Here is a 25,478-nt window from a genome sequence, read left to right as displayed (position 1 = left end):
GTCCCTCTTATGCATATAAAGAAAAATGTATTTTTGGCTTTGGTAATGGATTTACTTCTACGTAGTGTACAAACTGTTCCCAGGTCATACTCTTTTTCTGACTACGCCGATTTATCCATTTAAATGCTAGCTTTCTTACTGATGTGTAAAATTGTTTCAAACACCAATAATTTCCGCTAATACCAAAGTAGTTATAGTGTCCTGTTAATTTAGCCTTCAGTACTTGCCACCAATCTTTAAGTCGAATACTTCCGCGGACTATTTTCAACCACTCCTTGATTTCTTTTAGTTTTCTGGCTAGATTTAACTTAGAGGTTTTATGTCCCATCATTAATCTACCACGACGACTTTTTGCACCATAGTGCGTAAACCCCAGAAAATTGAAACTTTCCGTCCTTCGTTTCTCTCTTATCGCTCGTTGCCACTCCCTCTTGCCAAACTTTACTACTCCGGTCTTGTTTTCAGATACTTCCAACCCAAATTTATTTAGCCTTTGTTTCAGTAATTCCAGAAATTCTTCCGCGTCTACCTTACTTTCGCAACAAACCACAAAATCATCGCAAAACCTTATTACTTGTATATATCCTCTGGATCTTGGTTTAAATTTCTTTTCTATCCATAAATCCAACACATAATGTAAGTATATATTTGCTAATACAGGACTTACTATACCGCCTTGTGGTGTACCTTGTTTTGTTGCTTCATAATTTCCAGCTTCGACTATCCCTGCCTTGAGAAACCGCTTTACTAACCACAGCAAATTTGGGTCAGTTATTCGTTCCCTTAGACACCTCATTAGCCATTTATGCTGTATATTATCGTAGAACTTCTTGATATCCACTTCTACAATGTAGTTTATTGGCTTGTACATAACTGCTTTATCTAGTGCATTTACCGCTTGATGACAGTTTCTTCCTGGTCGAAATCCATATGAGCTGTCCAGAAAGTTTGCCTCGTAAATATTTTCTAATATCTTCTTCAGCATAATCTGTACTAATTTATCCTCGGTCGATGGTATTCCGAGTCCGCGTTTCTCTTTACTTCCAGCTTTCGGTATATATACCCTCTTTACTGGTTGTGGTTGATATTGCTTCCTCTTCATACTTTCTACTAGCACTTCGAGTTTCTCATTCAGATTTTCTCCGTATGATTCCACTGTTATCTGGTCTACTCCACAAGCCTTGTTACGCTTCAGTTCTTTATAACATCTCGCAAGATTCTCTGTATTTATCAGATGGACTAACGATGTGAATTTTAGTCGCTTATCTTGCTTTGCTCTTACTGCTATCTGGTTTAGTTTATATCGCATGTTATTCCTACCTCCGTTGTATTGGCATAGCAATCCCTATTCCAGTTACTATATTGCTGATCGCTTCCCCTTGTACGTGGCTTTCCCACATTCTGAGTACTATCAATCAGTCCGACTTCCCCTGCATCTTCCGCTAGTTCTTGCCTTTGTTGACTTGTTCCAACGTACCTTAATAGGAATGCATGGGATCTCCCAAGTTCACTTGAAGTCCATTTCAATACATGGCACGGTCTCAGATCCCGATAGAGTGAGTGATAACTTGCCTTTACGTTATCCTTCATGCTGTCTTCCATGGCCATGAACATGTCGACCTCTATGTCTTCAGGTATTTCGGGACTCCACTCCTTCACTTCCGTTGTGCCCTGCATTGTCCATCCCACTAGCTCTATTACACTCGTTACCTCATGCAACATAGTGGTCTGTTCCAAACTGTTGGCTAGACTTTGTTTGTGTTGGATTTTCACCAACTGTTCTCCAAGCACTTCTTGGCGCACCATGATAACCTTACAGCATTTGAATATGCTTTTCACGCAAGAATAGCTCCTAGGGAAGCTGTTTATTTATTCAAGCTATATATAGAAAGAGGTGATCAGAGTGAAAACATGCAGTTAGTAAAAAATTTCAAATTGCCTTCTGGTGAAACACTATTGGAGTATTTTTTCAACAATAAATTATTTGATAGTGCTCAATCTTGTATAGATCTAGGAGCAAATGTTTCGCATAATGGGTCATCTTTACTGATACAAGCTCTTCAGAATCGAGATATAGAAGGTATCGGGTTTCTTTTACGAAACAGAGCAGACATTCCAAATAACGCAAACATTTCAAATAATAAGAAAAACTGTAAGTTGTATTTCCAAGTAGCGGTTGGATGTGTAGCGATGTTTTCGCTTGGTATGGGAGCTGCAGCCACGTTTACTCTAATTAAAATGTCTCCGCTAGTGTTAGTAATAGTAGCTGTGACCTTCTTTTTGACTGCAATAGCATCTATGTCTCTGTTTGTATTATATAAAAAAGTAAAAGGGGAACGCAAACACGAGGTAATTGTTAATAATGCTGTATTTAACATAAGTCTAGAAGAAGCAGCTAATGATTTGTTTAGCGGGTTATCAACTATAGCAGAAAGAGGAGCAGAAGCAGGTGCACTATACCTGGAAGTAAAGGAAAAGACTGAAAGTGTAGCTAAAAAAATGACATCCAAAAAGGAATTAATTGAAGCAAGATTTCAAAATATACAAGAAAATTTCATTAATAAGTTAAGTAATTTTGAAGAACTTCAAGGTGCTAGAGATTCTAGTACTTTAAAGAAATTCTATGCTGCTGTTAAAGATGTTCTAAAGATGTTCTAAAGATACGCTCCAGCATTCCTATTTCCAATTTACATCTATTATCGCTTGTTTACCATTTATCATTGGAAGTATCATATGCTATTTTTCAGGCAATAACTGATCCAACTCTTGGAAGTACAATTTTAACTGCCATAAGTGAAAGAAAATTGCCTGAAGATAAGCAGTGGGCTAAGGTATTAAAAAATACAGTACCAAACTTAATAAGAAATCAAGAAGTTGTGCGGAATGTTATAGTACCAACTCTTACTGATATTTTAAAGAGCCTATCAGAATCAAGAGAAGAAAGAAAATTTATAATCTATACTCTGGTCTGCCTGAAAGAAGTGATTGATGAAGTTTATACGACATCGGTACAAGAGTCATTGTATAGGATATTAGGAGTAGAACTTGCAAATAGTCTAAATGGTATGGTACAGGCAATAAGTAACCTATTAGGCTGCTATGGACACGAAGAAGTAGAACGTGCAAGAACCGCAAATGAGTTAGATTACAGAGTAGGTAAACTTACACCTGAAGAAACGCAGCAATTCGTTATAAACTTAGGAGAGAGAGTAGGATCTCTCAGGGAGTTTGAGGGTCGAGTTACAAATAAACAGTCAATTAGTAAATTGATAGATTATTGTTTGGACCCAAAACTGAATGATAGGGAAGCAGCCGCAACACTATTAAATTATATACTCACATGTACTGAAGATGGTCGTTATTTGGCCGCTGAAGCTGGTACTAATAATAATTTATCTAGCAACTCTAATGTTGTACTTATTACGCACGTGGCAGCAAATCGATCTGCACAGTTAGACTAGAGGCGGCTATATGGAAAAAAGTGAAGATAGTTTCAGAGATAAGCAAGCAAATGACAATTGATAGACTTAAACTATGTTCTCAATTTCTCAAAAAAATCCTTTAACAAAAAAGAGCATTCTGTTTCTAATATCCCACCATAAACTTCAGGTATATGGCTGCAAAATTGAAATATCTTAGCACCATTTTCAATTCCTCCACCTTTTGGATTATAAGCTCCAAAGTACAATCGTTTAATTCTGGCAAAGGAAATAGCTTGAGCACACATCGGACATGGTTCTAATGTTACGTACATATCAGCATCACAAAGCGTGGAAGTTGAAAATGCTTGTCTGATCGCTAACATCTCTGCATGTGCAGTTGGATCGCTGGATATATTGTGTGCAGAAGAAATGATATTGTCTCCACTCACTATTACAGCACCTATGGGCACCTCATCATTTTTTTGAGCGAGTTTGGCTTGCTCTATGGCAAGCTCCATATATTGATACTTAAACACTAGGCACTTATTTCTTATCAATTGCTGCTTTAACGAACGACACGAAAAGAGGATGAGGAGAAAACGGCTTTGATTGAAATTCTGGATGAAACTGCACACCAATAAACCACGGATGACTCTCTACCTCCACTGCCTCTATGCACGTTCCATCTTCTGATATGCCACTGCATAGCAGCCCATTTTTTTCCAAATCATCTTTATAATCTGAATTGATTATGTATCTATGCCTGTGTCTTTCTGAAATAGTAGTGTTACTATATGCATCCATCATTTTAGAGTTTGCATTTATATTACATTTGTATGCCCCAAGTCTCATGGTTCCACCAAGATCGTCATCTTGATCGCCAGCTAACTTAACGATTGGATGTTTACAGTTACGAAATTCTTCAGAGTGTACATCTTCAAGCTTAACAACATTACGAGCAAATTCAATAATTGCAAGCTGCATACCAAGGCAAATTCCGAAAAATGGGATATTATTTGTACGGGCATAATTTATTGCTAATATTTTACCCTCTACTCCGTCATCACCAAACCCCCCTGGAACAAGGATTGCATGAGAATTCTGTAATTTCTCTCCTATAAGTTTTTCATTTATAGGTTTTTCTTCCTTCTCTCTTGAGTTAACCCAATTTATCCTTACTTTGACTTTATTACTAATCGCACCATGATTTAATGCTTCAACTAGTGATTTATACGCATCAGGGAATTCGGTGTATTTTCCCACTATAGATACAGTAACTTCCTGTGTTGGGTGCCTTATGGAATGCACTATTTGATCCCATTCAGTCAAGCTTGGTTTTGGCTTACTTAAATGAAAGTGCTCCAAAATTTGCGTATCAAGCCCACATTGGCTATACAACACCGGTAACTCATATATATGACTCACATCAGGAGCAGGTATCACATTGGATAAAGAAACATTGCAAAGCTTAGCTATTTTCTCTCTTTGATTATCGAAAATTTCTTTCTCACTGCGGCATAATATAATATCTGGTTGTAACCCCGCGGAATTTAACTCTCGAACTGAATGCTGCGTTGGTTTTGTCTTTAATTCTTGCGCTGCAGTAAGATATGGTATTAAAGTTAAGTGAATAAGGATAACTCTTTGTTTTCCTAATGTGTAGTTAACTTGACGTATAGCCTCCAAAAATGGTTGGCTTTCAATGTCACCTACAGTTCCGCCTATTTCACATATTACAAAATCTAAACCTTCCGTACCATTAAAAATGAACGATTTGATCAAATCTGTCACATGAGGAATGACTTGCACAGTTTTGCCCAGATAATCACCACGCCTCTCTTTCTTCAATAACTCATGATATATCTTACCAGTTGTTATATTGTCATCTTTTGTTGCTTTAATTCCAGTAAAACGCTCATAATGCCCAAGATCCAAATCAGTTTCAGCACCATCTTCGGTAACAAATACCTCTCCGTGCTGAGTTGGGTTCATTGTCCCAGGATCAATGTTGAGATACGGGTCAAGTTTTCTGATACGGATCTTAAAACCGTGAGCTTGAAGAAGCGCACCAACGCTTGAAGCAACTAAGCCTTTACCAAGCGATGACACAACTCCACCTGTGACAAAGATAAATTTAGCTTCCTTCATTAATTTTCAAATGGAACAGAAGTAGATTCACTTTCTTGCTTTTTTTCTAATATAATTTTTTCTGCGATCGATTTTTTATGTACGTCTTTTGAACATAATCCTGACAATAGCAATGTATTTATAATAAACAATCCAGCAACAATAGCCGTTACTCTGCTGAGCGGGTTTTCAGAAGATTTCACTGGAATCATCGAGTTGACCCCCTGTTGTGTATTACTAAAACCACTTAACGAACTACTCCCAGGTGGCTGCAAGAGCACTAAAATTACTAACACAACAACCAATATTATTTGAAATATACTTAATACCGCTACTGACATTATAGATAGGGCTGAAAATAAAAATCTTAGCAGTACAAAGCACGTAAGTCAAGAACATCTGTCACCCAAGTAGTTTGAAATCTAAGTATGTATTTACTGCCTACCTTATTTTGATTAACATATGCATAAGACTTTGGGCTTAATATGTATCACATTTTAAAATACAAAGATTATGAACCAAAAATAGACGAAAGTGCTTTCATCGCAGGTGGTTCGCATATCATAGGCAAGGTTGAAATAGGAAGAGATGCAAGCATCTGGTTTAATTGTGTGGTCAGAGGGGACGTTGGATCAATAAAAATAGGTAATGGAACAAATATTCAAGATGGAACGGTAATTCATGTGGATAGAAACCCAGGTGGTGACACAATTATTGGCAGCATGGTAACAGTGGGACATTTTTGTGTGTTGCACGCATGCACGGTGCATGATAAGGCGTTTATTGGTATGGGCTCTACCGTGATGGACCATGCAGTTGTGGAGCCTGAAGCTATGGTAGCTGCTGGCTCACTGGTAACACACGGAAAAGTGATAAAAAGTGGTGAAATATGGGCTGGTAGACCAGCAAAATTCTTCAAAAAAATGTCGAATGAAGAAATTAAACATATTGCACAATCAGCACAAAATTATATTATGCTAATAAAAGAATACAAAAACTGAAGTTCGCGTCAAGTGTTTTACTTGACACGTACATTTCGGCTTAACCCTTGTTACTTCTTTTTCCCATTCTCATTTACTTCTTGTGCTTTTGCCCCATCTACTTAAGTACTAGGTAATACTGCATATGTAATACCACCGGCTACGAGTGCAGATGCTACTGCTATACCAATCATTACTAACATCTCTAACTTAACTGTACGTTCAAGTGCAGTAAATGCTATCAGTCCAGCAGCAAGACCCATACCAACAGTAGCAGTGTACCGTGCTCCATTGCCTTGTTTTAGTTGTTGAATTTTTTTGTTTTCAGCTTCTAATTCTTTATTTTCCTTCTTTAGCTTGTCAACTTCTTTCTCTTTAGCTGTTAAGTCTGCCTTCAGTTTGTCAACTTCAGCATTTGGCTGTTGTTGTTTTAGTTGTGCTATTTCTTTCTCTTTATCTGCTAATTGTTGCTTTAAGTCTGTAACTTCTTGTGTATTTTGTTGAGCTTTTAATGCTGTTATTTCCTCGTCTTTAGCTTGTAACTGTTGCTGTAAGTCCGCAACTTCTTGTGTATTTTGTTGAGCTTTTAATGCTATTATTTCCTCGTCTTTCTCTTTTAACTGCTGCTTACTCCGTTGTCGTCTTTCACTTGTTGATCCTTTTCCTTTTTTTGACTTAGTAACACCTTCTTGCTCATTAACAGAACCTTCACTTAATGTCGTGCTATCACTAGAAACAACACTTCGATTACCTTTATTGCCCGACGTAACCTCATTATCACCGGCAACCTGCATTGTATCATTAATCCCTTCAGACACAGGCGTGCTACTCGCATCAACATAATCATTTAAAGAATCTTGATTACCAACTGAAGAACCTTGAAACGACTGCTCTGTTCCTGATTCAATAGAGTTTTTATTTATAGTTCCTTCTTGATCAGATGTTATATCAGTTGGTGAAGTTGCTCCAGGTGAAAGATTTTGATTTGAATTATGCATATTTAACCTCAATATATATAATTAACATTACATAATACCCTTAGAACCTAAGGTCAAGTAATATTTTTATCATAGCATAGAAAATTTATGTTCGTAAACAAAAAATTTTGGCGTAAAATTGCCGTATTTACTTAATTGTGCTATAGCTAAAGTAATTTAGGTTTACCGACCATCGTCATTCCGCTGCTTGTTAGCGGGATCTAGAGATACCGCGGCGGTATAACGTTGCTAGCTTAAGGTTTAAAATTGAGAAATATTTATGTTAAAAGAAAAATACGGCTTTAAAGAAGTTGAAGACAAATGCAACATATTATGGGAAGGCAGTAAAGTTTATAAATGGAATGGTGAAAAGGATAACACTTTCACTATAGACACACCTCCACCGACAATATCGGGTAAATTGCATATTGGCCATATATTTAGCTATTGCCACACGGACTTTATTGCAAGGTTTCAACGCATGCTGGGAAAAGATGTTTTCTATCCGATTGGGTTTGATGATAACGGGCTTCCCACCGAAAGATTGGTTGAACAAACCTATAAAACCCGTGCAAAAGAAGTTGGCAGAGAAAAATTTATAGAGATGTGCCATGAGGTTATTGAGAAATCAAAGCAAGAATTCAAGGAATTATTTAAATCAGTTGGCATTAGTTATGACTGGGATTTGGAATATCACACGATCAGCAAGGAAACTGTGACGCTTTCACAGATGTCGTTTATTGATCTATATAATAAAGGGTATGCATATAGAAAAATGCAGCCCATCCTTTGGGACCCGGTTGATAAAACAGCAATTGCGCAAGCAGAAATAGAAGATAAAGTTTTTGAGTCATCCTTAAACACGATAGTTTTCTCTACTCAAGAAAATGAGCAGATCAATATTGCAACTACGCGACCTGAACTACTTCCAGCATGCGTTGCAGTTTTTTGTCATCCAGAGGATACGCGCTACACTCATCTGATCGGAAAAACAGCGGTAGTGCCAATAACAGAGGAGAAAGTTCCAATAATAGCAGATGATAAGGTTAAAATAGATAAAGGCACCGGGCTTGTTATGTGTTGTACATTCGGTGATGAACTCGACATATATTGGCAGCAAAAGCATAATCTACCGATGAAAATTATCATCGATCAGGATGGAAGGATGGACCTAGATGATGTCATTCCAGTGCTTGACACTGGAATCCAGGAAAAAGAGCCAATGCCAGCGATGACAGAGGAAGATATCATGTCAGCGTATGGTCAGAAAAAAGAAGAATGGATCCCAGTGTCTGGGCACTGGGATGACACCATAGGGGCTACTGGGATGACAGGAGAAAGGGCTACTCAGATGACAAAGGAAGGTGGGTGTGATCAGAAAGAAGAATGGATCCCAGTGTCAGCTACTCGGATGACAGACGATATACTAAATGAAATAAATGGATTGAAAGTTACAGCAGCAAGAAAGAGGATGATCGAAATCCTAACTAAAAAAGGACTTTTGATAGAAAGCACTAGCATTTCTCATTCTGTTAAGTGCGCAGAAAGATCTGGTGCACCACTTGAGATATTACCTACTTATCAATGGTTTATCAAGACCTTAGAGCAAAAAACTCAAGTATTAGATAAAGTAAAAGAATGCAATTGGCACCCAAGCAATATGCGTAAACGTATGGAAGTGTGGATAGAAGGGCTAAATTGGGACTGGTGCATTTCAAGGCAGCGCTATTTTGGTGTGCCATTTCCAGCATGGTATTCCAAACGTAAGGGAGAAGAAGGTAAAATTATTCTAGCTGAGATAAAGGACCTACCTATAGATCCACTCAAAGATTTGCCAAAAGGGTATAGCAAAGAAGAGGTTATCCCAGATCAAGATGTAATGGATACCTGGGCCACAAGTTCAATTACTCCTCAACTGAGTGCACTGGCAGTAAACAGTGAGTTTAGTTTACCAAATCATCGCTATGATACGATATTTCCTGCAGATCTGCGCAGCCAGAGCCATGAGATAATCAGAACTTGGGCTTTTTATACTATTTTAAAGGCACATTATCATGCAAATTCTTTACCTTGGAAAAACATTATGATCAGCGGTTGGTGTTTAGCAGATGATAAGAAAAAGATGAGTAAATCAAAGGGTAACATCATCACTCCTCATGTAATACTTGAAACTTATGGAGCTGATGTAGTGCGCTATTGGGCAGCGAACTCAAGGCTTGGAGTTGATACAGTCTACTCTGAAAATACATTCAAAATTGGCAAGCGCCTCGTTACAAAACTTTGGAACGCTAGCAAGTTCGTTTCCATGTTCATGGAAAAGCATCAAGTGATGAGCATAAATTCTGCTCACGAGACAATGGATAAGTGGATATTGTCTAAGTTATACAAAGTTATAGAAAGAGCAACGAACAACCTATTACAATTTGAATACTGCGAAGCTTTGGGCGTAATAGAGGAATTTTTTTGGAAGGATTTTTGTGATAGTTACTTGGAGTTAGTAAAAAAACGTGCGTACGGAAGCAGTTTAAGTGCAAAACAAAGCTTGGCGTATGTACTGAATATTATTTTGCGGTTATTTGCACCTTTCTTGCCTTACATTACAGAAGAGATATACCACCAGTTTTATAGTTATAATTCTGTACACAATCAAAGTAATTGGCCGAGCAAAGAAGAACTTATCTACGATAAATATTCAGAGGAAATGGGAGATAATGTTATTCAGATATTAAACATTATCAGAAAGATAAAGGCAGATAATAATGTATCAGTTAAGCATTTGATAAAAAAATTGGTGATAAAAGCGAGCGTACAAGAGGATAAATTGAATCAATCCGCACAGAATGATTTGCAGGCAGTTTGCAATGCGGAAACGATAGAGTGGATGCAGTCTGAGCTTGAAACTGAAGACGGAAAATACATAGTGAATATAGACTTATACTGATTTTTATAGCTTTACTTCCTTTAATATCCATGCTATTGTAATCATTATTAGTATGAGGGAATAATGAGGGATTTGTATAGTAAAACCAATGCACCATATCTTATAGCTGGTGCTCTTGCTACTTTGGTATTGCTTGCGTCTGGGACACTTGCTGTTGCCCCTTATGTTAAGTTCTTGTCTTCAGTTGCAGCTTTTAATGTAGCTCTTCCTGTTGCTTTGAGTTTGTCTATACTTTCTGTTCTGGTGCTTGTACTTTCATGTAAAATGATCAGCCAGAATAAAAAGCTTGATGCACAAAAAGCAGAACCTAATGAAAAAAATGGATTAGCTAAAGAGCAAGAAAATATAATACAAAGCTTAGAGCCTCAAATCAAAGAGCTAAATAAGAGGCTTAGTAGTCAATACAATGAAATTGTAAAGCTAATTGGTAGTGCTGCAAAAAAAGATGAAGTGGAAGAGCTAATTAGTAGTTTCACGGCAAAATTAGATGAAATTTCAAAGCAAGCTAATAATGCTACAACAAAAGGTGAAATGGAAGAGCTAAGTAAGAAGCTTAGCGATGAAATGGAAAAGCTAATTGGTAGTCTCATAACAAAAGAGGAATTAGAAGAAAGGCTTGGTAGTCTCATAAAGAAAGTTGAAGTAAAAGAAGAGCTGCGGATGAAGTTTTATGGAAAAGATGAAGAAAGAGGAAAGATAACATTTGATGATGTTATACTTCAAAACGATATAAAACAAAAGTTGATAAGGATTTGTGAACCAAATGCTCTAGAAAAAGGAGAAGGATACATTTTGTATGGTCCACCAGGAACTGGTAAGACTATGACTGCTAAGGCGATTGCAAGTGAAACTAGATTCAAATCTGCATTTATAAGTGTTTCTGGATCTGATTTGCTTAATGTGTCAAATATAAATAAGGTTTTTGAGAAAGCAAAAAAAAACACTCCTTGTATAATTTTTATAGATGAAATTGATAGCATTGGCAAAATACGCAGTGATAATAATGTAGAATCTTTAAATAATTTATTAGCTGAATTGGATGGATTTGAATTTAGAAAAGGTGTGACGGTGATTGCTGCAACTAATCGTATAGAAGAGTTAGATGAAGCAAATGGTTTAATTAAAAATCAATCTTTTGAGTTAGATGGGATAAGAAAAGATTGTAATAATGAAGTAAAAAGTTTAAGAAATTCACTTTTAGAACGAGACAGTCAAATAGAAGATTTTTTGAAAGAGAAAGAAAAACAAGTGAATTTTGCGCAACTGTTGATAAGATGCGTAACAGACAATATAGAAGAACCAATAAGAAATAATGATGGAAAAGCAATATTAGATACGATTCAAATATTAAAGTCTGCGTTACAAGGAGAAATTGCACGGCTTTTGCCAGACGAAACGCCTTCTTCTTCGCTGGAAGATCTTGGATATGAATCATTATTTGTCAGTCGCTCATCCACCCCGACCAAGTTGCCAAATTCACTATTGACAGAATCTTATGAACGCAGTCAGTTCAATCAGAGTGAAAGTATTTGCAAAACACAACAATGAGTCTTATTATAAGATAAATCATGCAAGATAATGAACCCAATAATATGCGCACTGGATACACAAGACTTAAATAAGGCTATTTCTCTAGCTAATGCTCTGCGTGGTAAAGTTGGCATGGTAAAGCTGGGATTAGAATTTTTTGCTGCTCAAGGTCTTTCTGGAGTGCAAGAAGTTGCAAAATGCAATGTACCAATTTTTTTAGATCTGAAATTGCATGACATTCCAAACACTGTAGCCAAAACAGTTGAAGTAATAAAAGTTCTGAACATTGAAATGTTAACTCTGCACATCAGCGGTGGAACAAAAATGCTTGAAGAAGCGCTAAGTGTAGTGCAAGGCACAAAAATAAAGCTGATTGGAGTGACAGTGCTAACTAGTATGAGCAATGAGGATTTAAACGAGCTTGGAGTAGCAAGAGAGGCAAAATCACAGGTAATTTTGCTTGCAAAGCTTGCAAAAAAGATTGGACTCCATGGAGTAGTCTGTTCTGCACTAGAAGCTCAAGAAGTGCGCCGAGAATGCGGTGAAGACTTTAAAATTATTACTCCAGGAATTCGTATAGATCCAGGTCATGACGACCAAAAAAGAACAGCAACACCAAAAGAAGCAATAAATTCAGGAGCTGATTATATCGTCATTGGCAGACCCATTACAAAAACTACAAGTAGTGCGGAGCTAATATTGAAATCCATGAAAGAATTTTAATATAATAACTTAATTTATAAAAATACTAACATATTAATTAGGAATAAGCATGAGTAATATCAATAGAATAATACGCGAAGTAATGTTCGGTAGAAGCTGTAGCTTTACTCCTCTCGTTTGAGTTTTATTACTACAACTCCCCCTAAAGAACCGTGCTTGCAGATTTCCCGCACACGGCTCATCAATATTAGTTTTCACAGTCGTCCCTCTTATGCATATAAAGAAAAATGTATTTTTGGCTTTGGTAATGGATTTACTTCTACGTAGTGTACAAACTGTTCCCAGGTCATACTCTTTTTCTGACTACGCCGATTTATCCATTTAAATGCTAGCTTTCTTACTGATGTGTAAAATTGTTTCAAACACCAATAATTTCCGCTAATACCAAAGTAGTTATAGTGTCCTGTTAATTTAGCCTTCAGTACTTGCCACCAATCTTTAAGTCGAATACTTCCGCGGACTATTTTCAACCACTCCTTGATTTCTTTTAGTTTTCTGGCTAGATTTAACTTAGAGGTTTTATGTCCCATCATTAATCTACCACGACGACTTTTTGCACCATAGTGCGTAAACCCCAGAAAATTGAAACTTTCCGTCCTTCGTTTCTCTCTTATCGCTCGTTGCCACTCCCTCTTGCCAAACTTTACTACTCCGGTCTTGTTTTCAGATACTTCCAACCCAAATTTATTTAGCCTTTGTTTCAGTAATTCCAGAAATTCTTCCGCGTCTACCTTACTTTCGCAACAAACCACAAAATCATCGCAAAACCTTATTACTTGTATATATCCTCTGGATCTTGGTTTAAATTTCTTTTCTATCCATAAATCCAACACATAATGTAAGTATATATTTGCTAATACAGGACTTACTATACCGCCTTGTGGTGTACCTTGTTTTGTTGCTTCATAATTTCCAGCTTCGACTATCCCTGCCTTGAGAAACCGCTTTACTAACCACAGCAAATTTGGGTCAGTTATTCGTTCCCTTAGACACCTCATTAGCCATTTATGCTGTATATTATCGTAGAACTTCTTGATATCCACTTCTACAATGTAGTTTATTGGCTTGTACATAACTGCTTTATCTAGTGCATTTACCGCTTGATGACAGTTTCTTCCTGGTCGAAATCCATATGAGCTGTCCAGAAAGTTTGCCTCGTAAATATTTTCTAATATCTTCTTCAGCATAATCTGTACTAATTTATCCTCGGTCGATGGTATTCCGAGTCCGCGTTTCTCTTTACTTCCAGCTTTCGGTATATATACCCTCTTTACTGGTTGTGGTTGATATTGCTTCCTCTTCATACTTTCTACTAGCACTTCGAGTTTCTCATTCAGATTTTCTCCGTATGATTCCACTGTTATCTGGTCTACTCCACAAGCCTTGTTACGCTTCAGTTCTTTATAACATCTCGCAAGATTCTCTGTATTTATCAGATGGACTAACGATGTGAATTTTAGTCGCTTATCTTGCTTTGCTCTTACTGCTATCTGGTTTAGTTTATATCGCATGTTATTCCTACCTCCGTTGTATTGGCATAGCAATCCCTATTCCAGTTACTATATTGCTGATCGCTTCCCCTTGTACGTGGCTTTCCCACATTCTGAGTACTATCAATCAGTCCGACTTCCCCTGCATCTTCCGCTAGTTCTTGCCTTTGTTGACTTGTTCCAACGTACCTTAATAGGAATGCATGGGATCTCCCAAGTTCACTTGAAGTCCATTTCAATACATGGCACGGTCTCAGATCCCGATAGAGTGAGTGATAACTTGCCTTTACGTTATCCTTCATGCTGTCTTCCATGGCCATGAACATGTCGACCTCTATGTCTTCAGGTATTTCGGGACTCCACTCCTTCACTTCCGTTGTGCCCTGCATTGTCCATCCCACTAGCTCTATTACACTCGTTACCTCATGCAACATAGTGGTCTGTTCCAAACTGTTGGCTAGACTTTGTTTGTGTTGGATTTTCACCAACTGTTCTCCAAGCACTTCTTGGCGCACCTTGGCCCTGACCATTTCGAAGTTGCTAGAACGCTGACAAACCTAGGTATTACTTATGGGGATTTAGGTAATCATAAGAAAAAAAAGGAGTTGTTTGAACGGGCTTTAGCAATTCAAGAGAAACACTATGGGCTTGATCATTTTCAAGTCGCCATTGCAATGACAAACCTCGGTAACACTTATGGGGCTTTAGGTGATCACAAGAAAGCAAAAGAGTTGCTTGAACAGGCTTCATTTATCCTTGAGAAACATCATAGCCATGATTACTTCTGAAGTTGTTGAACTATGGGAAATTCTAGGCAACGCTTATGGGGCTTTAGGCGAACCCCAGAAGGCACAAAAGTTTCTTGAGCGAGCTTTACCTATTTTTGAGAAACATTATGGCCCTGATCACTTTAAAGTTGCTAGAGTACTGGTGAGTCTCGGTAACGCTTACAAGGATTTATGTAACCCTCATAAAGCTAAAGAGCTGCTTGAAAGGGCTCTAGCGATTCAAAAGAAGCATTATGGGCCTGATCATTTTGAAGTTGCTAGAACACTAGCAAATCTAGGTAATGTTTACAGGGATTTAGGTAATCCTCAGAAAGCTAAAGAGTTGTTTGAGCGGGTTTCACCTGTTTTTGAGAAACACTATGGTTCTGGTCATATTCAAGTTGCTAAGCTACTGGTAAGCCACGGTGGCACTCATGGGGATTTAGGTGACCATAAGGAAAAAAAGGAGCTGCTTGAACAGGCCTTTCCTATTTTTGAAGAACATTACGGCCCTGATCATCCGGAAGTTGCCAAACTACTGGCAGACTTATGTGAAGTTTATGGTACCTTAGGTGACCACAAGAAACAACAGGAGTCGTTTGCACGGGCTGTATCTATCTTTAAGGAACATCAGAGTCCTAATCATTTCTGAAGTTGCTAAACTGCTGGCAGAATTAGACAAAGTTTAGGTTTTGAGCAATACTAGACTAACAACAACTCATTTGAGCTACACTTCCAAAACTAATCTGTTTGGATCTTCTATGTAATTTTTTACCTTAACAAGGAAAGTTACTGCTCCTTTGCCGTCAACTATTCTGTGGTCGTAAGAGAGAGCAATGTACATCATAGGTCTGATTTCTACTGCATTACCAACAGCAACTGGCCTGTTTTGTATTGAATGCATTCCAAGTATTCCAGATTGCGGAGGGTTTATTATCGGAGTGGAAAGAAGTGAACCGTATACTCCACCGTTTGAGATGGTAAATGTTGCACCTTCCATTTCTGATACTTGTAATTTACCCTCACGAGCTTTTTTGCCAAGAGCAACTAAAGTCAACTCAATTTCTGCAAATGACATCTGATCGGCACCCCGAATAACTGGTACAACAAGACCTTTATCGGTGCCAACAGCAACACCTACGTCATAGTAATGTTTATATATGATTTCATCGCCTGAGATTTCAGCGTTAATTTCAGCAATTTCTTTCAATGCTTGCACCGCTGCCTTTATAAAAAACGACATAAAACCAAGTTTTATTCCATATTTTTTTTCAAAGGCGTCCTTATATTTTGCTCTTAGATCCATGACATTCTTCATGTCAATTTCATTGAACGTGGTCAGTATTGCAGCAGTATTTTGCGATGCTTTCAAACGAGCGGCAATTACTTGCCTTATTTTGCTCATTTTTACTCGTTCCTCTCTTTGCTCTCCATTTACTACACTTTTTGGCAATTCATATTGTTTTATTGCAGGTTGTTCAGCTTTGTTCATATGGCCTATCACATCTGCTTTTGTTATTCTGCCTCCCATGCCAGTTCCTTTGACGCTTTCTGCACTGATTGCATTTTCTTCCATAATTTTACGAGCTGATGGAGCATCTTTTTTAGCAGCACTTTCGCTTTTATCTTCTTTTCTCGCTTCCTCTTTTACTTCTCCCATGGAAAGCTTCGCTAACAATTGATCAGGACTTATTACATCATCTTCTTTTATAAGAAATTCAGTTATTTGCCCTGAAGCTTCTGCAGTTAATTCGAGTGCTGTTTTGTCAGTTTCAATTTCAAAGATCAAGTCATCTACTTTTACTGCTTCTCCAATACCCTTCTTTATTTTTACTATACCTTCTGTAACTGATTCACCACCAAGAGTTTTTGGTGCTCTGATTTCTATAATTTTGCTCATAAAACAACTTCCGTATAAAACTTTCTATAGATTTATACATGAAAAGAGACATGTAATAAACTAATAAATTCATTGAGGCTCTTATCATTTAGAAGTGACAAACGGATAACATATTCCCAAATGTCATTCCAGCACGTGACGCTAGGCCATAAAAATTCCTTGACAAGCTTTGTCAGCCCCCCTATCATGGTACTGAAGCTATTTATTTATCTTCGCAATCTGTGCAGGTTAATGACAAAAAACTTAGGGTATTTGGCGTCTCATGTTTAATTTTTCGCACTACGTGCATCGCATGTCTTTAAAAATTTTTAGGTTTTTACCTATATAAGCCGAAACGCGCTTACAAAGCGTTTAAGACAGCAAAAAACGTCAAATTGACAAGGGAGAATTTGAATGCTAGCTACTACGGGGTTTCTTTGCCTTTTTTCCTGCTTAGTAAATTTCTTAAACACTTGCGGTGTAGGTTAGTTGCAAGTTAAAAGCAGCTAAATCGCTCTTAATCAAGCGTTTTAGAATAAAAAAAACGCCGATATTTTAGTACATAGTAAATAGCCAACCACCACGGGGCTTCTTTTGCCTTTTTTTTCGCTTGGTAAATTTTTTAATATTTATAGCTAAACGACAACCGTCATCCCGCTGCTTGTTAGCGGGATCTAGAGATACCGTGACGGTATGACGGTTCGCGGTGGTATGACGATAAGGTTTATACCTTGTCATGCAAGTACTAGAATCCAGTAAGCTTATTTATGCATATAAAAGGTTATTATTTTGTAAAGTCAAAGTTGCTTTTGGTTTTAAGTTAAAGTACAATAAATGCAAAGGTTTATATAAACTGGATCCAAGTAGTTAGCTACTTGAATGACATCAGACAAACAATCGTACACATGCTAGTCAAAATAGGCACCAGAGGAAGCAAGCTTGCAGTTGCCCAGGCTTTGGAAGCAAAACAAAAGTTGCTGGATTCTTTTCCTAACTTATCTATTGAAATTATTAAAATAAAAACTTCTGGAGATAAGTATGCAAACGCAAATCTTGCTGAAATAGGAGGTAAAGGATTATTCATTAAAGAAATTGAGACTGAATTGCTCGAAAATAATATAGACATGGCAGTTCACTCGCTAAAGGATGTGCCTGCGTTTTTCTCAGGGGGTTTAACAATTTCTTGTGTTTTAGAAAGGCTAAGTTCATGCGATGCGTTTATTTCTCATAAACACAATAGCCTTGAGTCTTTGCCACAGCAGGCTACTATTGCCACTTCTTCAATAAGAAGAAAAGTTCAGTTGTTAAATGTTAGACCAGATCTAAATATAATATCGCTACGTGGAAATGTAACAACCAGATTGCAAAATCAAAGTTTTGATGGAATAATTCTAGCTGAAGCAGGACTCATAAGATTAGAAAAACATCACTTGATTACAGAGGTATTGCCACCAAAAGTTATGTTAAGTGCAGTGGGGCAGGGGGCGGTTTGTATTCAATGTAGAAGGAATGATGTAAAAATTATCGATCTTTTAGAGAAAATTAATAATAATATGTCTTTTATAGGAGTGAAATCAGAGCGCAGTTTTATGAAGACAGTGAATGGTTCATGTTTTACACCACTTGCAGCTTTGGCTGAATATGTGAGCGAAAATATGCTACACCTTCGTTGTATGTTAGCAAGTGGAAAAAATATATACTTCACTGAGCGCACTTCATTTATAGAAGATGCGGAGAAAATGGGTATGGATGCAGGATTAGAGTTGAAATCAAAATGCTTATAAGCTTACCTAAAGTACGTGGAATCTATCGTTATGATGTCTTAATGTCTAAAGCGACGTGGTTAAATGTTGGTGGACGAGCTGATGTATTATTTAAACCATGTGATATTGAAGATTTAACATACTTGATTAAAAATACTGAACTGCCAGTTAGCGTTATTGGTGCAACATCCAACATAATAGTGCGAGATAGTGGCATTCGAGGAATAACAGTAAAATTAGGTAAGGAGTTTGCATATATTAAAAGTAAGGGTAACAACTCTATTGTAGCTGGGGGAGCTGTGCTGCTCAGCAACCTTGCTCACTTTGCGGGAAATCAGCAGATTAGTGGGTTGGAGTTTCTAGTTGGAATTCCAGGAACAGTTGGTGGCGGAATAGAAATGAATGCAGGTGCATATGGTAGTGATATCGCAAGTGTTGTACAATCCATAAAAGCAGTGAATCTAGAGGATGGAAACCTATATGAGTTCTCCAGCGAAGAAATGGGGTATTTTTACCGTGGACATAGCCTAAAAGGAAATTGGATTTTTGTTGAAGCTGAGTTTAAAGGAGTAAACTCAGAGTATGAGCTTATACTGCAAAGGTTAAAGGAAGTTATTGAGAGGAAAAATAAAAGCCAGCCAATAAGAGGAAAAACTGCTGGGTGCATATTCAAAAATCCAAAAAACTACCGAGCATGGGAGTTAATTGATAAATCTGGCTGCCTAGGGTTAAATATTGGTGGAGCTAGAATCTCTAAGAAACATTGTAACTTCTTGCTCAATTACGATAATGCAACTGCATCTGACTTGGAAAACCTTGGCAACAAAGTAAAAGATGCAGTAAAGGATAAATTTAATGTTGAACTTGAGTGGGAAATAAGGGTTTTGGGTAGCTATTAGATAGTTTTTATAGCTTATGTATATTCGTTCAGGAGAACGGCAAATAAGGTAAACAAGTAATCTAAAAAAATAATCATAGAGAAACCGTGAGGTAATGTGGTTAATCTTGTAGAACTTTGCAAGAATCTAGAGAGAAAAATAGCAAAGTTATACCAATTCTCATTATTAGTGAATCAAATAAGCGATATTGTAGAGTTATTTAATTGTGGAGTGAGAAAGAAAGGCAATAGTATGGCTTTTTTTCCATTGTTATCTATCCGTTTATTGTGCAGTGGGAATTGGTATTAGCTGAACGGACACTATTGTTATACTATATCTTATATACAATTGTGCAATATGGACAATGGCAACAAATTTACTAGCGAAATTCAGTGATTTATGATTGATAATTAAAGTTCTTAATTAGTAACCGTTCACACTTAATTCTTCAATCTCACTAATAGAAAGGCCAGTAAATTTGACAATAGTGTTGACATCAACATTGTTAGCCAGCATTGCTTTTGCGACTTCGATTTTTCCTTCGATTTTTCCTTCAATTTTCCCTTCCTCTTTACCGATTTTGATGCCTCTTTCTTCGCCAATTTGGATGCCTTTTTCAGTAGCAAGGTCAAGTCTGTATTCAAGAATGGCTTCTTCTTTCCGTAGATCCATTATTCTTTCTTCATAAGCTACTAAATCTTTTTCATTCCAGCTAAACCTGTCTAATTCATCGTAGGCTAACTTTATTATTGGTGCTTTTTCTGCTATTTTCCTTAAGTCTTCTTCCGTAGTTTCATCTGCATATTTGAAGAAAAATAACCAACGATCCACTATGCTTTCTAGCTGTTCTTCCTTATTCTTAGGAAATTTAGGTAGTTCAATAAATACAAATTGAAAATCTTTTAAGTCATGCTCATTGGTTTTCTCATCTCTTATAGTGTGGCTGGATATATAATCAAGCTTATCAGGAAATAAATTACAATTAGAGATAGCAATAAAGAAAACCTTCTTTAAATCAATGTACTTACCAGATTTATCAGCTTGCCTTGAGTAAGCCTTAGCAGCATATAATTGAGCTCGTTTTTCGAAGCCTTTATCGCGAGTAAGCTGCATTTCAATCACATACCTGGCCCCACTAGAATCCCTGCAAAGAACATCAACTATACTTTGTTTATCAGATGCAATTTCAGGATCCATTATAGTACTGAGGAATTCCACTTCTTGTATAGTATTTATCTCAGTAAACCCTAAAATATCATTCAAAAAATGTATGAGAATATTCTTATTTTTTTCAGTGCCAAATATTTTTTTGAAGGTCAAATCCAGCTTAGGGTCGAGAAACTTAGATAAAGCCATAGCCAAAGTGCTTAAAAATATTAATAATTATACACTATTATTAACAATTATTCAACCATATTTTTGAAGATAGCTATGCCGCCGCGGCGCTAACAGGTAGCGGAATGACGAATTACTTAACCGTCATACCGCGATTCATTCGCGGTATCTCGGCATAGATTCCGCTAATTAGTAGCGGAATGACGATTGTGTATCGTGTTTTGCTAAAAATCACAGAATGCAGTCTGGTTACCTTAATTAGAAGTTTAGCTTTAACTTTAAATGGACTACTCAACCGTGACAGACTTAGCTAAATTTCTTGGACAATCTGCATCTAACCCTTTTTTTGCTGCAGTAAAGTAAGCAAGGAATTGCATAGCAACACTGTAGATGATTGGAGAGATAAAATTATCAGTGTCTGGAAGTTGCACCACATCTGCGCAAACTCCCCTTAGGAATGGCGCTCCTTGTTTATCACTGAAGGCAATTACTTTGCCTTTTCTTGCAATAATCTCTTGTATATTAGATAGCGTTTTAAAGAATAAATCATCATAAGGGATAATTGCTATAACAAGCACAGTAGAGTCTATTAAAGCAATAGAACCGTGCTTCATTTCTCCCGCTGCAATACCAATTGTATTGATGTATGAAAGCTCTTTTATCTTCAATGCACCTTCCATTGCAACTCCGTATGAACTTCCTCTGCCAATTAAAATAACGTTATTGTGTTCTAATATGCTGCCTGATATATGTTGTATTTTCATCACATTTAAAACATGCTCAACATACTTGGGAATAGAGTTAATAGCGTTGCTTAGCTGTTTTATTCTCTCTCCACCCAGTATACCTTTTATTTTTCCAAGCTCCACGGCAAAGCATGCTAAAGTTGCAAGTTGCGCAGAAAAGGTTTTTGTTGAAGCAACACCAATTTCTTGCCCAGCAAGAGTATGTAACACAATATCTGAGATCTTTTCAATGCTGCTGCTAAATGTATTAGTTATACTTATGATTGTTTGCTTCTGTGATTTCGCATAACGCAGCGCTTCTATGGTATCTGCAGTTTCGCCAGATTGAGAGATAAATAACCCAATGCTGCCTTCTTCCAGCTTGACGTTGCTATACCTAAATTCTGATGAGATTTCTAGATATACTCGAACTTGAGCGACATTTTCCAGCCAATACTTTGCTATTAGCCCAGCAAAATAAGATGACCCGCATCCAACTATAGTAATGTAACTCAGCTCAGAAAACAATTTTTTGTTAGCAAATATTACCTCTTTATATTGCTTGTAAAATTGATTTATTGTTTTGTTTAATGCACGCGGTTGCTCAAAAATCTCTTTTAACATGAAGCTAGGGTAACCATTTTTGCTAATTAGAAAATCACTTGGACTACTATTTTCTATACTGCGTTTAACTTGTGTACCATTGTTGTATATACTAACTCCACTAGATTTTATCACTGCAATGTCATCATCTTCCAAATGCGATATTTTTTCCACAAATGCACTTAAAGCATTAGAGTCAGATGCAGCAAACACTGTGTTACAGTTATAGCCTATTGCTAAAGGCAAATTTCTCTTCGCAACAAATAAGGCGTCTGGATATTCTGCAAATAATAAGACCAAGGCAAATGAGCCGTGTAGGTTGTTTAAACACTTAAATAGAGAATCAACTGGCGACAATCCTTCATCAAGATATAAGGTTAGCATGTTTGGTATGATCTCTGTGTCAGTGTCAGTATGGAATGACATGCCCCTTTCTTCTAGGCCCTTTTTTAGCAGATTGTAATTCTCAATTATGCCGTTATGAGCAACAACAACGTTATTTGTACGAATGGGGTGAGCATTTTTAAGGCCTGGGACTCCATGTGTAGCCCAGCGAGTATGTGCTATACCAACTGTACTGTGAGACATCTTGCTGTCATCAACAACTTCACATAACCTTTCGACTTTACCTTCTGATTTTTTGACTTCTATCTTACCTTCGTTATTTATGATTGCTATACCTGAGGAATCATATCCCCTATATTCCAATTTTTGTAACCCAGTTAGTAAGGTTGGTATTACTGAATCACCGCTACTTACTACACCAAATATTCCGCACACAAATGGATCACCAAACAAACTTTTTTCTAAACATGTTAAGCATTTTTGCCTTTATTACTGGTTGATTTATATTCTTTTTATCATTCTTTCGATTTTACCTTTTTAATTGGTTTAGCTGCTACTTTTTGAGTTTCTTTGCTTAAAACCTCAGATATAGCGGACTTTAGAACTTTTATCTCAACTTTTGGTGCTATTTCTATTATAAATTGTGCATTTGCCTCATCAACTTTATTAACTTCACCTATTATTCCACCAGAAGTAATGACTGTATCACCACGTTTTATTTGATCTATCATCTTTCTATGTTCTTTTAGTTTTTTTTGTTGCGGGCGAATAATGAGAAAATAAAATACCACAAATATTAAAATCAATGGAGTAAAACTAGCAAAAGATGCGCCGATACTTGATGTATTGCTAGTTGCATCTGCTGCAAAAACTTCAGAAATGAGCATATTTAATCCTAATTGTTAATGATAAAAACAAACCTATTTAAGTATTAATTACAATACCATGCCATGTCAAGTTTGGTGAAGGCGTTTCTCAATACCGGCAATAATACTGCGAATTCTAAGTTATGCTAAAACTAATATGGCGGGAGTGATGAGACTTGAACTCACGACCTCATGCGTGACAGGCATGCGCTCTAACCAACTGAGCTACACCCCCCTAATTTCTTTTTAGCGTTTTCGGGCTTCAACTTTAAAGCTAATAAACATGTTGCCCTTTGTCAATATTTTTTGTTTGCGCTTTGCTGTCTTTTCTATTACTATGTAAATAATTTAATTTCACACATGGCTTGTACAAGTAGTCCCATTAGGGTTATGCCATGGAAGATAAACTATTTGGAGGAATGATATATGACAAATTTGCCTAAAGTCACTGTGCGTGATTTAGCTGAATCTGGTGTACATTTTGGTCACAAAATTAGTCGCTGGAACGCAAAAATGGCTCCATACATATATGGAGTGCATCAAGAAAATCGTATACATATAATTGATTTGCGAAAAACACTACCATTGCTACAGGTGGCCATGAAGGCTTTATATGACGTTGCATTTCAAGGTGGTCGCATTCTATTTGTTGGTACAAAGTTTCAAGCTTTTGATATTATTGCAAGTGAAGCGATTCGTTGTGGTCAATATTATGTGAATCATCGTTGGCTTGGTGGTATGCTTACTAATTGGGGCACTGTTTCTTCTTCGATAAAAACCTTGATGCAATATGAGAAAATATTAAATGACGAGGATAGCATTTTAACAAAGAAAGAATTGGGAAACATTGAAAAGAAAAAGCAAAAGCTTGATAAGGCGCTTGGCGGTATTAGAGAAATGGGAGCAATTCCTGATATCTTATTCATCATTGATACTAATAAAGAGCATATAGCGGTTAAGGAGGCTAAGAAGTTAGGAATTCCAATAGTTGCAATACTTGATACTAATTCTGATCCAGATGGTATTACTTATCTAATACCTGGAAATGATGACTCAAGAAAATCAATAGAGCTCTATTGTAAATTAGCTACCGACTCTATATTAGCTGGAATAGAGTCTAGTCTAGCAAAATCTGGAGTTAAGATTGATGATATAAGGGGTGATGAGTTTATTCAAGAAAAAGAAGATGGTATTGTGCAAACTAAAAGGAGACGTAGTAAAGTTTACAAAGAAGAAGAAAGGGAGGTAGTAACAAATGAAGATGAATCCAGATGATATAAGAGAATTACGTGATAGAACAGGGCTTGGCTTAAGTGACTGTAAAAAAGCATTAGAAGAATGTGATGGTGACATTAAGAAAGCCGTTGATAAGTTACGTACAATAGGTCTTGCTAAAGCTGACAAAAAATCTGATAGAGTAGCTTCAGATGGGCTCGTTGCTATGTGTTTGACTGAAAATTGTGGTGTATTGATTGAACTCAATTGCGAAACCGATTTTGTCGCAAGGAATGAGAAATTTATAGAGTTAGTTTTAAATTTAGCATCAATTGCTCATCAAGAACGCTGTACTAGCGTTGATGAGTTAAAAAATGCCAAGTATGAAAGCATTGGCACAGTGCAGGAAGCTATTATGAATGGTACGTCAGTTCTTGGTGAGAAGCTAGAGTTAAGCAAGCTTTGTTACTTAGAAGCTAAGGATGGAGTTATTGCTGGCTACGTACATGGTGATGCGCATGGCTTAGGTAAGATTGGTGCTTTAATTGCATTGCAATCATCTGGTTATAAGGCGAAGCTACAAGAGATTGGGAAACAAATAGCTATGCATGTAGTTGCTATGAAGCCTGAAGCCTTGTCTATAGATGATTTAGATCAAATGAAGTTGAACAACGAACGTTCTATAATTGAAGAGCAAGTGAGGAGCTTAAATAAACCTGAAGAAGTAGCAAAAAAAATAGTAGATGGACGAATGGCTAAGTACTATGAAGAAGTTGTTTTACTGGAGCAAAAATTTATAAAGGATGATAAGATGAAGATTTCTGATTTTATAAAATCAAGCGAGTTGAGTGCTGTTAAACTCTCTAATTACAAGTTACTTGTTTTGGGTGATGCAGATTAAATAGCAAAAAA

The 25,478-nt window shown here is 36.9% G+C and carries 26 protein-coding genes and 1 tRNA gene; 13 read left to right on the top strand and 14 right to left on the bottom strand.

Annotation, left to right across the window (positions count from 1 at the left end):
* Positions 1-7 precede the first annotated feature (7 nt).
* Both ltrA (AAGD84_RS04360) and AAGD84_RS04355 read right to left on the bottom strand, forming a co-directional pair.
* Entirely contained in the window at positions 8-1,309 is a 1,302-nt protein-coding gene (gene ltrA, locus AAGD84_RS04360; RefSeq protein WP_341817847.1) for a group II intron reverse transcriptase/maturase, read from the bottom strand.
* Complete coding sequence (locus tag AAGD84_RS04355) at positions 1,294-1,806, bottom strand: hypothetical protein (RefSeq protein WP_245611107.1); 513 nt, start codon at positions 1,804-1,806, stop codon at positions 1,294-1,296. The genes ltrA (AAGD84_RS04360) and AAGD84_RS04355 overlap by 16 nt, the downstream gene beginning before the upstream one ends.
* On the opposite strand from AAGD84_RS04355, the gene AAGD84_RS04350 reads away from it, so the two are divergent.
* Both AAGD84_RS04350 and AAGD84_RS04345 read left to right on the top strand, forming a co-directional pair.
* Complete coding sequence (locus AAGD84_RS04350) at positions 1,795-2,658, top strand: hypothetical protein (RefSeq protein WP_341817854.1); 864 nt, start codon at positions 1,795-1,797, stop codon at positions 2,656-2,658. The genes AAGD84_RS04355 and AAGD84_RS04350 overlap by 12 nt on opposite strands.
* 62 nt (positions 2,659-2,720) lie before the next feature.
* The gene (locus AAGD84_RS04345; RefSeq protein ID WP_341817853.1) at positions 2,721-3,461 is read left to right on the top strand and encodes a hypothetical protein; all 741 of its coding nucleotides are present in this window, start codon (positions 2,721-2,723) and stop codon (positions 3,459-3,461) included.
* A gap of 71 nt (positions 3,462-3,532) precedes the next feature.
* Here the strand turns inward: AAGD84_RS04345 and AAGD84_RS04340 are convergent, their stop codons facing one another.
* Genes AAGD84_RS04340 through secG form a run of 3 tightly spaced genes read right to left on the bottom strand, consistent with a single transcriptional unit; the run spans position 3,533 to position 5,890 of the window.
* Positions 3,533-3,940: a nucleoside deaminase gene (locus tag AAGD84_RS04340; RefSeq protein ID WP_264719318.1), complete on the bottom strand. Its 408-nt coding sequence runs from the start codon at positions 3,938-3,940 to the stop codon at positions 3,533-3,535.
* A gap of 25 nt (positions 3,941-3,965) precedes the next feature.
* Positions 3,966-5,570: a CTP synthase gene (locus tag AAGD84_RS04335; RefSeq protein ID WP_264723321.1), complete on the bottom strand. Its 1,605-nt coding sequence runs from the start codon at positions 5,568-5,570 to the stop codon at positions 3,966-3,968.
* Positions 5,570-5,890 (bottom strand): preprotein translocase subunit SecG, encoded by a 321-nt coding sequence (gene secG, locus AAGD84_RS04330; RefSeq protein WP_264723320.1) that lies wholly within the window; start codon positions 5,888-5,890, stop codon positions 5,570-5,572. Before secG ends, AAGD84_RS04335 begins: the two co-directional genes overlap by 1 nt.
* A 144-nt stretch (positions 5,891-6,034) precedes the next feature.
* Here secG and AAGD84_RS04325 point away from each other — a divergent pair, with 144 nt between their 5' ends.
* A complete protein-coding gene (locus AAGD84_RS04325) occupies positions 6,035-6,550 on the top strand; it encodes a gamma carbonic anhydrase family protein (protein ID WP_264723319.1) in 516 nt (171 codons plus the stop codon).
* A 101-nt stretch (positions 6,551-6,651) separates the two neighbouring features.
* Here the strand turns inward: AAGD84_RS04325 and AAGD84_RS04320 are convergent, their stop codons facing one another.
* Positions 6,652-7,527 (bottom strand): hypothetical protein, encoded by an 876-nt coding sequence (locus tag AAGD84_RS04320; protein WP_341817851.1) that lies wholly within the window; start codon positions 7,525-7,527, stop codon positions 6,652-6,654.
* Positions 7,528-7,786: 259 nt separating this feature from the next.
* Between AAGD84_RS04320 and AAGD84_RS04315 the strand changes: the two genes are divergently transcribed.
* The 3 genes from AAGD84_RS04315 (at position 7,787) to pyrF (ending at position 12,700) form a co-directional block, all read left to right on the top strand.
* Positions 7,787-10,447, top strand: a complete 2,661-nt coding sequence (locus AAGD84_RS04315) for a valine--tRNA ligase (RefSeq protein WP_341817849.1) — start codon at positions 7,787-7,789, stop codon at positions 10,445-10,447.
* 72 nt (positions 10,448-10,519) lie between these two features.
* Positions 10,520-11,995: an AAA family ATPase gene (locus AAGD84_RS04310; protein ID WP_410541706.1), complete on the top strand. Its 1,476-nt coding sequence runs from the start codon at positions 10,520-10,522 to the stop codon at positions 11,993-11,995.
* Between the two features lie 30 nt (positions 11,996-12,025).
* Entirely contained in the window at positions 12,026-12,700 is a 675-nt protein-coding gene (pyrF, locus tag AAGD84_RS04305) for an orotidine-5'-phosphate decarboxylase (RefSeq protein WP_006280567.1), read from the top strand.
* Positions 12,701-12,733: 33 nt separating this feature from the next.
* On the opposite strand, the gene AAGD84_RS04300 is transcribed toward pyrF, so the two are convergent.
* The 3 genes from AAGD84_RS04300 to AAGD84_RS04290 are packed head-to-tail and all read right to left on the bottom strand — an operon-like array spanning position 12,734 to position 14,720.
* Entirely contained in the window at positions 12,734-12,898 is a 165-nt protein-coding gene (locus tag AAGD84_RS04300) for a hypothetical protein (RefSeq protein ID WP_265038441.1), read from the bottom strand.
* An 11-nt stretch (positions 12,899-12,909) separates the two neighbouring features.
* Positions 12,910-14,211, bottom strand: a complete 1,302-nt coding sequence (gene ltrA, locus AAGD84_RS04295) for a group II intron reverse transcriptase/maturase (protein WP_341817847.1) — start codon at positions 14,209-14,211, stop codon at positions 12,910-12,912.
* Complete coding sequence (locus tag AAGD84_RS04290) at positions 14,196-14,720, bottom strand: hypothetical protein (RefSeq protein ID WP_341817846.1); 525 nt, start codon at positions 14,718-14,720, stop codon at positions 14,196-14,198. Before AAGD84_RS04290 ends, ltrA (AAGD84_RS04295) begins: the two co-directional genes overlap by 16 nt.
* Between AAGD84_RS04290 and AAGD84_RS04285 the strand changes: the two genes are divergently transcribed.
* Positions 14,697-14,978, top strand: coding sequence for a tetratricopeptide repeat protein (locus AAGD84_RS04285; protein ID WP_341817844.1), 282 nt, complete (start codon positions 14,697-14,699; stop codon positions 14,976-14,978). The genes AAGD84_RS04290 and AAGD84_RS04285 overlap by 24 nt on opposite strands.
* On the top strand, positions 14,965-15,609 hold the full coding sequence (locus tag AAGD84_RS04280) for a tetratricopeptide repeat protein (protein ID WP_341817843.1): 645 nt from the start codon (positions 14,965-14,967) through the stop codon (positions 15,607-15,609). The genes AAGD84_RS04285 and AAGD84_RS04280 overlap by 14 nt, the downstream gene beginning before the upstream one ends.
* A 75-nt stretch (positions 15,610-15,684) precedes the next feature.
* Here the strand turns inward: AAGD84_RS04280 and odhB are convergent, their stop codons facing one another.
* Complete coding sequence (gene odhB, locus AAGD84_RS04275) at positions 15,685-16,857, bottom strand: 2-oxoglutarate dehydrogenase complex dihydrolipoyllysine-residue succinyltransferase (protein WP_265037777.1); 1,173 nt, start codon at positions 16,855-16,857, stop codon at positions 15,685-15,687.
* A gap of 884 nt (positions 16,858-17,741) precedes the next feature.
* Here odhB and hemC point away from each other — a divergent pair.
* The 3 genes from hemC to AAGD84_RS04260 all read left to right on the top strand — a co-directional run bounded on the left by hemC (position 17,742) and on the right by AAGD84_RS04260 (position 19,786).
* Positions 17,742-18,620: a hydroxymethylbilane synthase gene (gene hemC, locus AAGD84_RS04270; RefSeq protein WP_264723448.1), complete on the top strand. Its 879-nt coding sequence runs from the start codon at positions 17,742-17,744 to the stop codon at positions 18,618-18,620.
* Positions 18,611-19,498 (top strand): UDP-N-acetylmuramate dehydrogenase, encoded by an 888-nt coding sequence (murB, locus tag AAGD84_RS04265; protein WP_253303484.1) that lies wholly within the window; start codon positions 18,611-18,613, stop codon positions 19,496-19,498. The genes hemC and murB overlap by 10 nt, the downstream gene beginning before the upstream one ends.
* A 96-nt stretch (positions 19,499-19,594) precedes the next feature.
* Entirely contained in the window at positions 19,595-19,786 is a 192-nt protein-coding gene (locus tag AAGD84_RS04260) for a hypothetical protein (protein WP_070356842.1), read from the top strand.
* Positions 19,787-19,900: 114 nt separating this feature from the next.
* Here the strand turns inward: AAGD84_RS04260 and AAGD84_RS04255 are convergent, their stop codons facing one another.
* The 4 genes from AAGD84_RS04255 to AAGD84_RS04240 form a co-directional block, all read right to left on the bottom strand.
* On the bottom strand, positions 19,901-20,833 hold the full coding sequence (locus AAGD84_RS04255) for an Rpn family recombination-promoting nuclease/putative transposase (protein WP_015589057.1): 933 nt from the start codon (positions 20,831-20,833) through the stop codon (positions 19,901-19,903).
* A gap of 266 nt (positions 20,834-21,099) precedes the next feature.
* Complete coding sequence (gene glmS / locus AAGD84_RS04250; protein ID WP_264723449.1) at positions 21,100-22,920, bottom strand: glutamine--fructose-6-phosphate transaminase (isomerizing); 1,821 nt, start codon at positions 22,918-22,920, stop codon at positions 21,100-21,102.
* An 80-nt stretch (positions 22,921-23,000) separates the two neighbouring features.
* Positions 23,001-23,372: a preprotein translocase subunit YajC gene (gene yajC / locus AAGD84_RS04245; protein WP_015589055.1), complete on the bottom strand. Its 372-nt coding sequence runs from the start codon at positions 23,370-23,372 to the stop codon at positions 23,001-23,003.
* A gap of 137 nt (positions 23,373-23,509) precedes the next feature.
* A tRNA-Asp gene (locus tag AAGD84_RS04240) sits at positions 23,510-23,586 on the bottom strand.
* Positions 23,587-23,777: 191 nt separating this feature from the next.
* Here AAGD84_RS04240 and rpsB point away from each other — a divergent pair.
* Positions 23,778-24,626 (top strand): 30S ribosomal protein S2, encoded by an 849-nt coding sequence (gene rpsB, locus AAGD84_RS04235; RefSeq protein ID WP_010962661.1) that lies wholly within the window; start codon positions 23,778-23,780, stop codon positions 24,624-24,626.
* Complete coding sequence (gene tsf, locus AAGD84_RS04230; RefSeq protein WP_341817842.1) at positions 24,607-25,467, top strand: translation elongation factor Ts; 861 nt, start codon at positions 24,607-24,609, stop codon at positions 25,465-25,467. The genes rpsB and tsf overlap by 20 nt, the downstream gene beginning before the upstream one ends.
* Positions 25,468-25,478: the final 11 nt, after the last annotated feature.

The organism is Wolbachia endosymbiont (group A) of Andrena fulva, from assembly GCF_964026815.1.
GTDB lineage: Bacteria > Pseudomonadota > Alphaproteobacteria > Rickettsiales > Anaplasmataceae > Wolbachia > Wolbachia pipientis.
The sequence above is the reverse complement of the archived record's forward strand: the minus strand, read 5'-3'. Positions and strand labels throughout refer to the sequence as shown.

Excerpts from the sequence above, each read along its gene's own strand:
- AAGD84_RS04315 (WP_341817849.1), top strand. The coding sequence starts at position 7,787 with ATGTTAAAAGAAAAATACGGCTTTAAAGAAGTTGAAGACAAATGCAAC.
- ltrA (WP_341817847.1), bottom strand. The coding sequence starts at position 14,211 with ATGCGATATAAACTAAACCAGATAGCAGTAAGAGCAAAGCAAGATAAG.
- AAGD84_RS04280 (WP_341817843.1), top strand. The coding sequence starts at position 14,965 with ATGATTACTTCTGAAGTTGTTGAACTATGGGAAATTCTAGGCAACGCT.
- hemC (WP_264723448.1), top strand. The coding sequence starts at position 17,742 with ATGCTAGTCAAAATAGGCACCAGAGGAAGCAAGCTTGCAGTTGCCCAG.
- pyrF (WP_006280567.1), top strand. The coding sequence starts at position 12,026 with ATGAACCCAATAATATGCGCACTGGATACACAAGACTTAAATAAGGCT.
- rpsB (WP_010962661.1), top strand. The coding sequence starts at position 23,778 with ATGACAAATTTGCCTAAAGTCACTGTGCGTGATTTAGCTGAATCTGGT.
- AAGD84_RS04320 (WP_341817851.1), bottom strand. The coding sequence starts at position 7,527 with ATGCATAATTCAAATCAAAATCTTTCACCTGGAGCAACTTCACCAACT.
- yajC (WP_015589055.1), bottom strand. The coding sequence starts at position 23,372 with ATGCTCATTTCTGAAGTTTTTGCAGCAGATGCAACTAGCAATACATCA.
- murB (WP_253303484.1), top strand. The coding sequence starts at position 18,611 with ATGCTTATAAGCTTACCTAAAGTACGTGGAATCTATCGTTATGATGTC.
- secG (WP_264723320.1), bottom strand. The coding sequence starts at position 5,890 with ATGTCAGTAGCGGTATTAAGTATATTTCAAATAATATTGGTTGTTGTG.
- AAGD84_RS04340 (WP_264719318.1), bottom strand. The coding sequence starts at position 3,940 with ATGGAGCTTGCCATAGAGCAAGCCAAACTCGCTCAAAAAAATGATGAG.
- AAGD84_RS04355 (WP_245611107.1), bottom strand. The coding sequence starts at position 1,806 with ATGGTGCGCCAAGAAGTGCTTGGAGAACAGTTGGTGAAAATCCAACAC.
- AAGD84_RS04290 (WP_341817846.1), bottom strand. The coding sequence starts at position 14,720 with ATGGTCAGGGCCAAGGTGCGCCAAGAAGTGCTTGGAGAACAGTTGGTG.
- odhB (WP_265037777.1), bottom strand. The coding sequence starts at position 16,857 with ATGAGCAAAATTATAGAAATCAGAGCACCAAAAACTCTTGGTGGTGAA.
- ltrA (WP_341817847.1), bottom strand. The coding sequence starts at position 1,309 with ATGCGATATAAACTAAACCAGATAGCAGTAAGAGCAAAGCAAGATAAG.
- AAGD84_RS04325 (WP_264723319.1), top strand. The coding sequence starts at position 6,035 with ATGTATCACATTTTAAAATACAAAGATTATGAACCAAAAATAGACGAA.
- tsf (WP_341817842.1), top strand. The coding sequence starts at position 24,607 with ATGAAGATGAATCCAGATGATATAAGAGAATTACGTGATAGAACAGGG.
- AAGD84_RS04255 (WP_015589057.1), bottom strand. The coding sequence starts at position 20,833 with ATGGCTTTATCTAAGTTTCTCGACCCTAAGCTGGATTTGACCTTCAAA.
- AAGD84_RS04335 (WP_264723321.1), bottom strand. The coding sequence starts at position 5,570 with ATGAAGGAAGCTAAATTTATCTTTGTCACAGGTGGAGTTGTGTCATCG.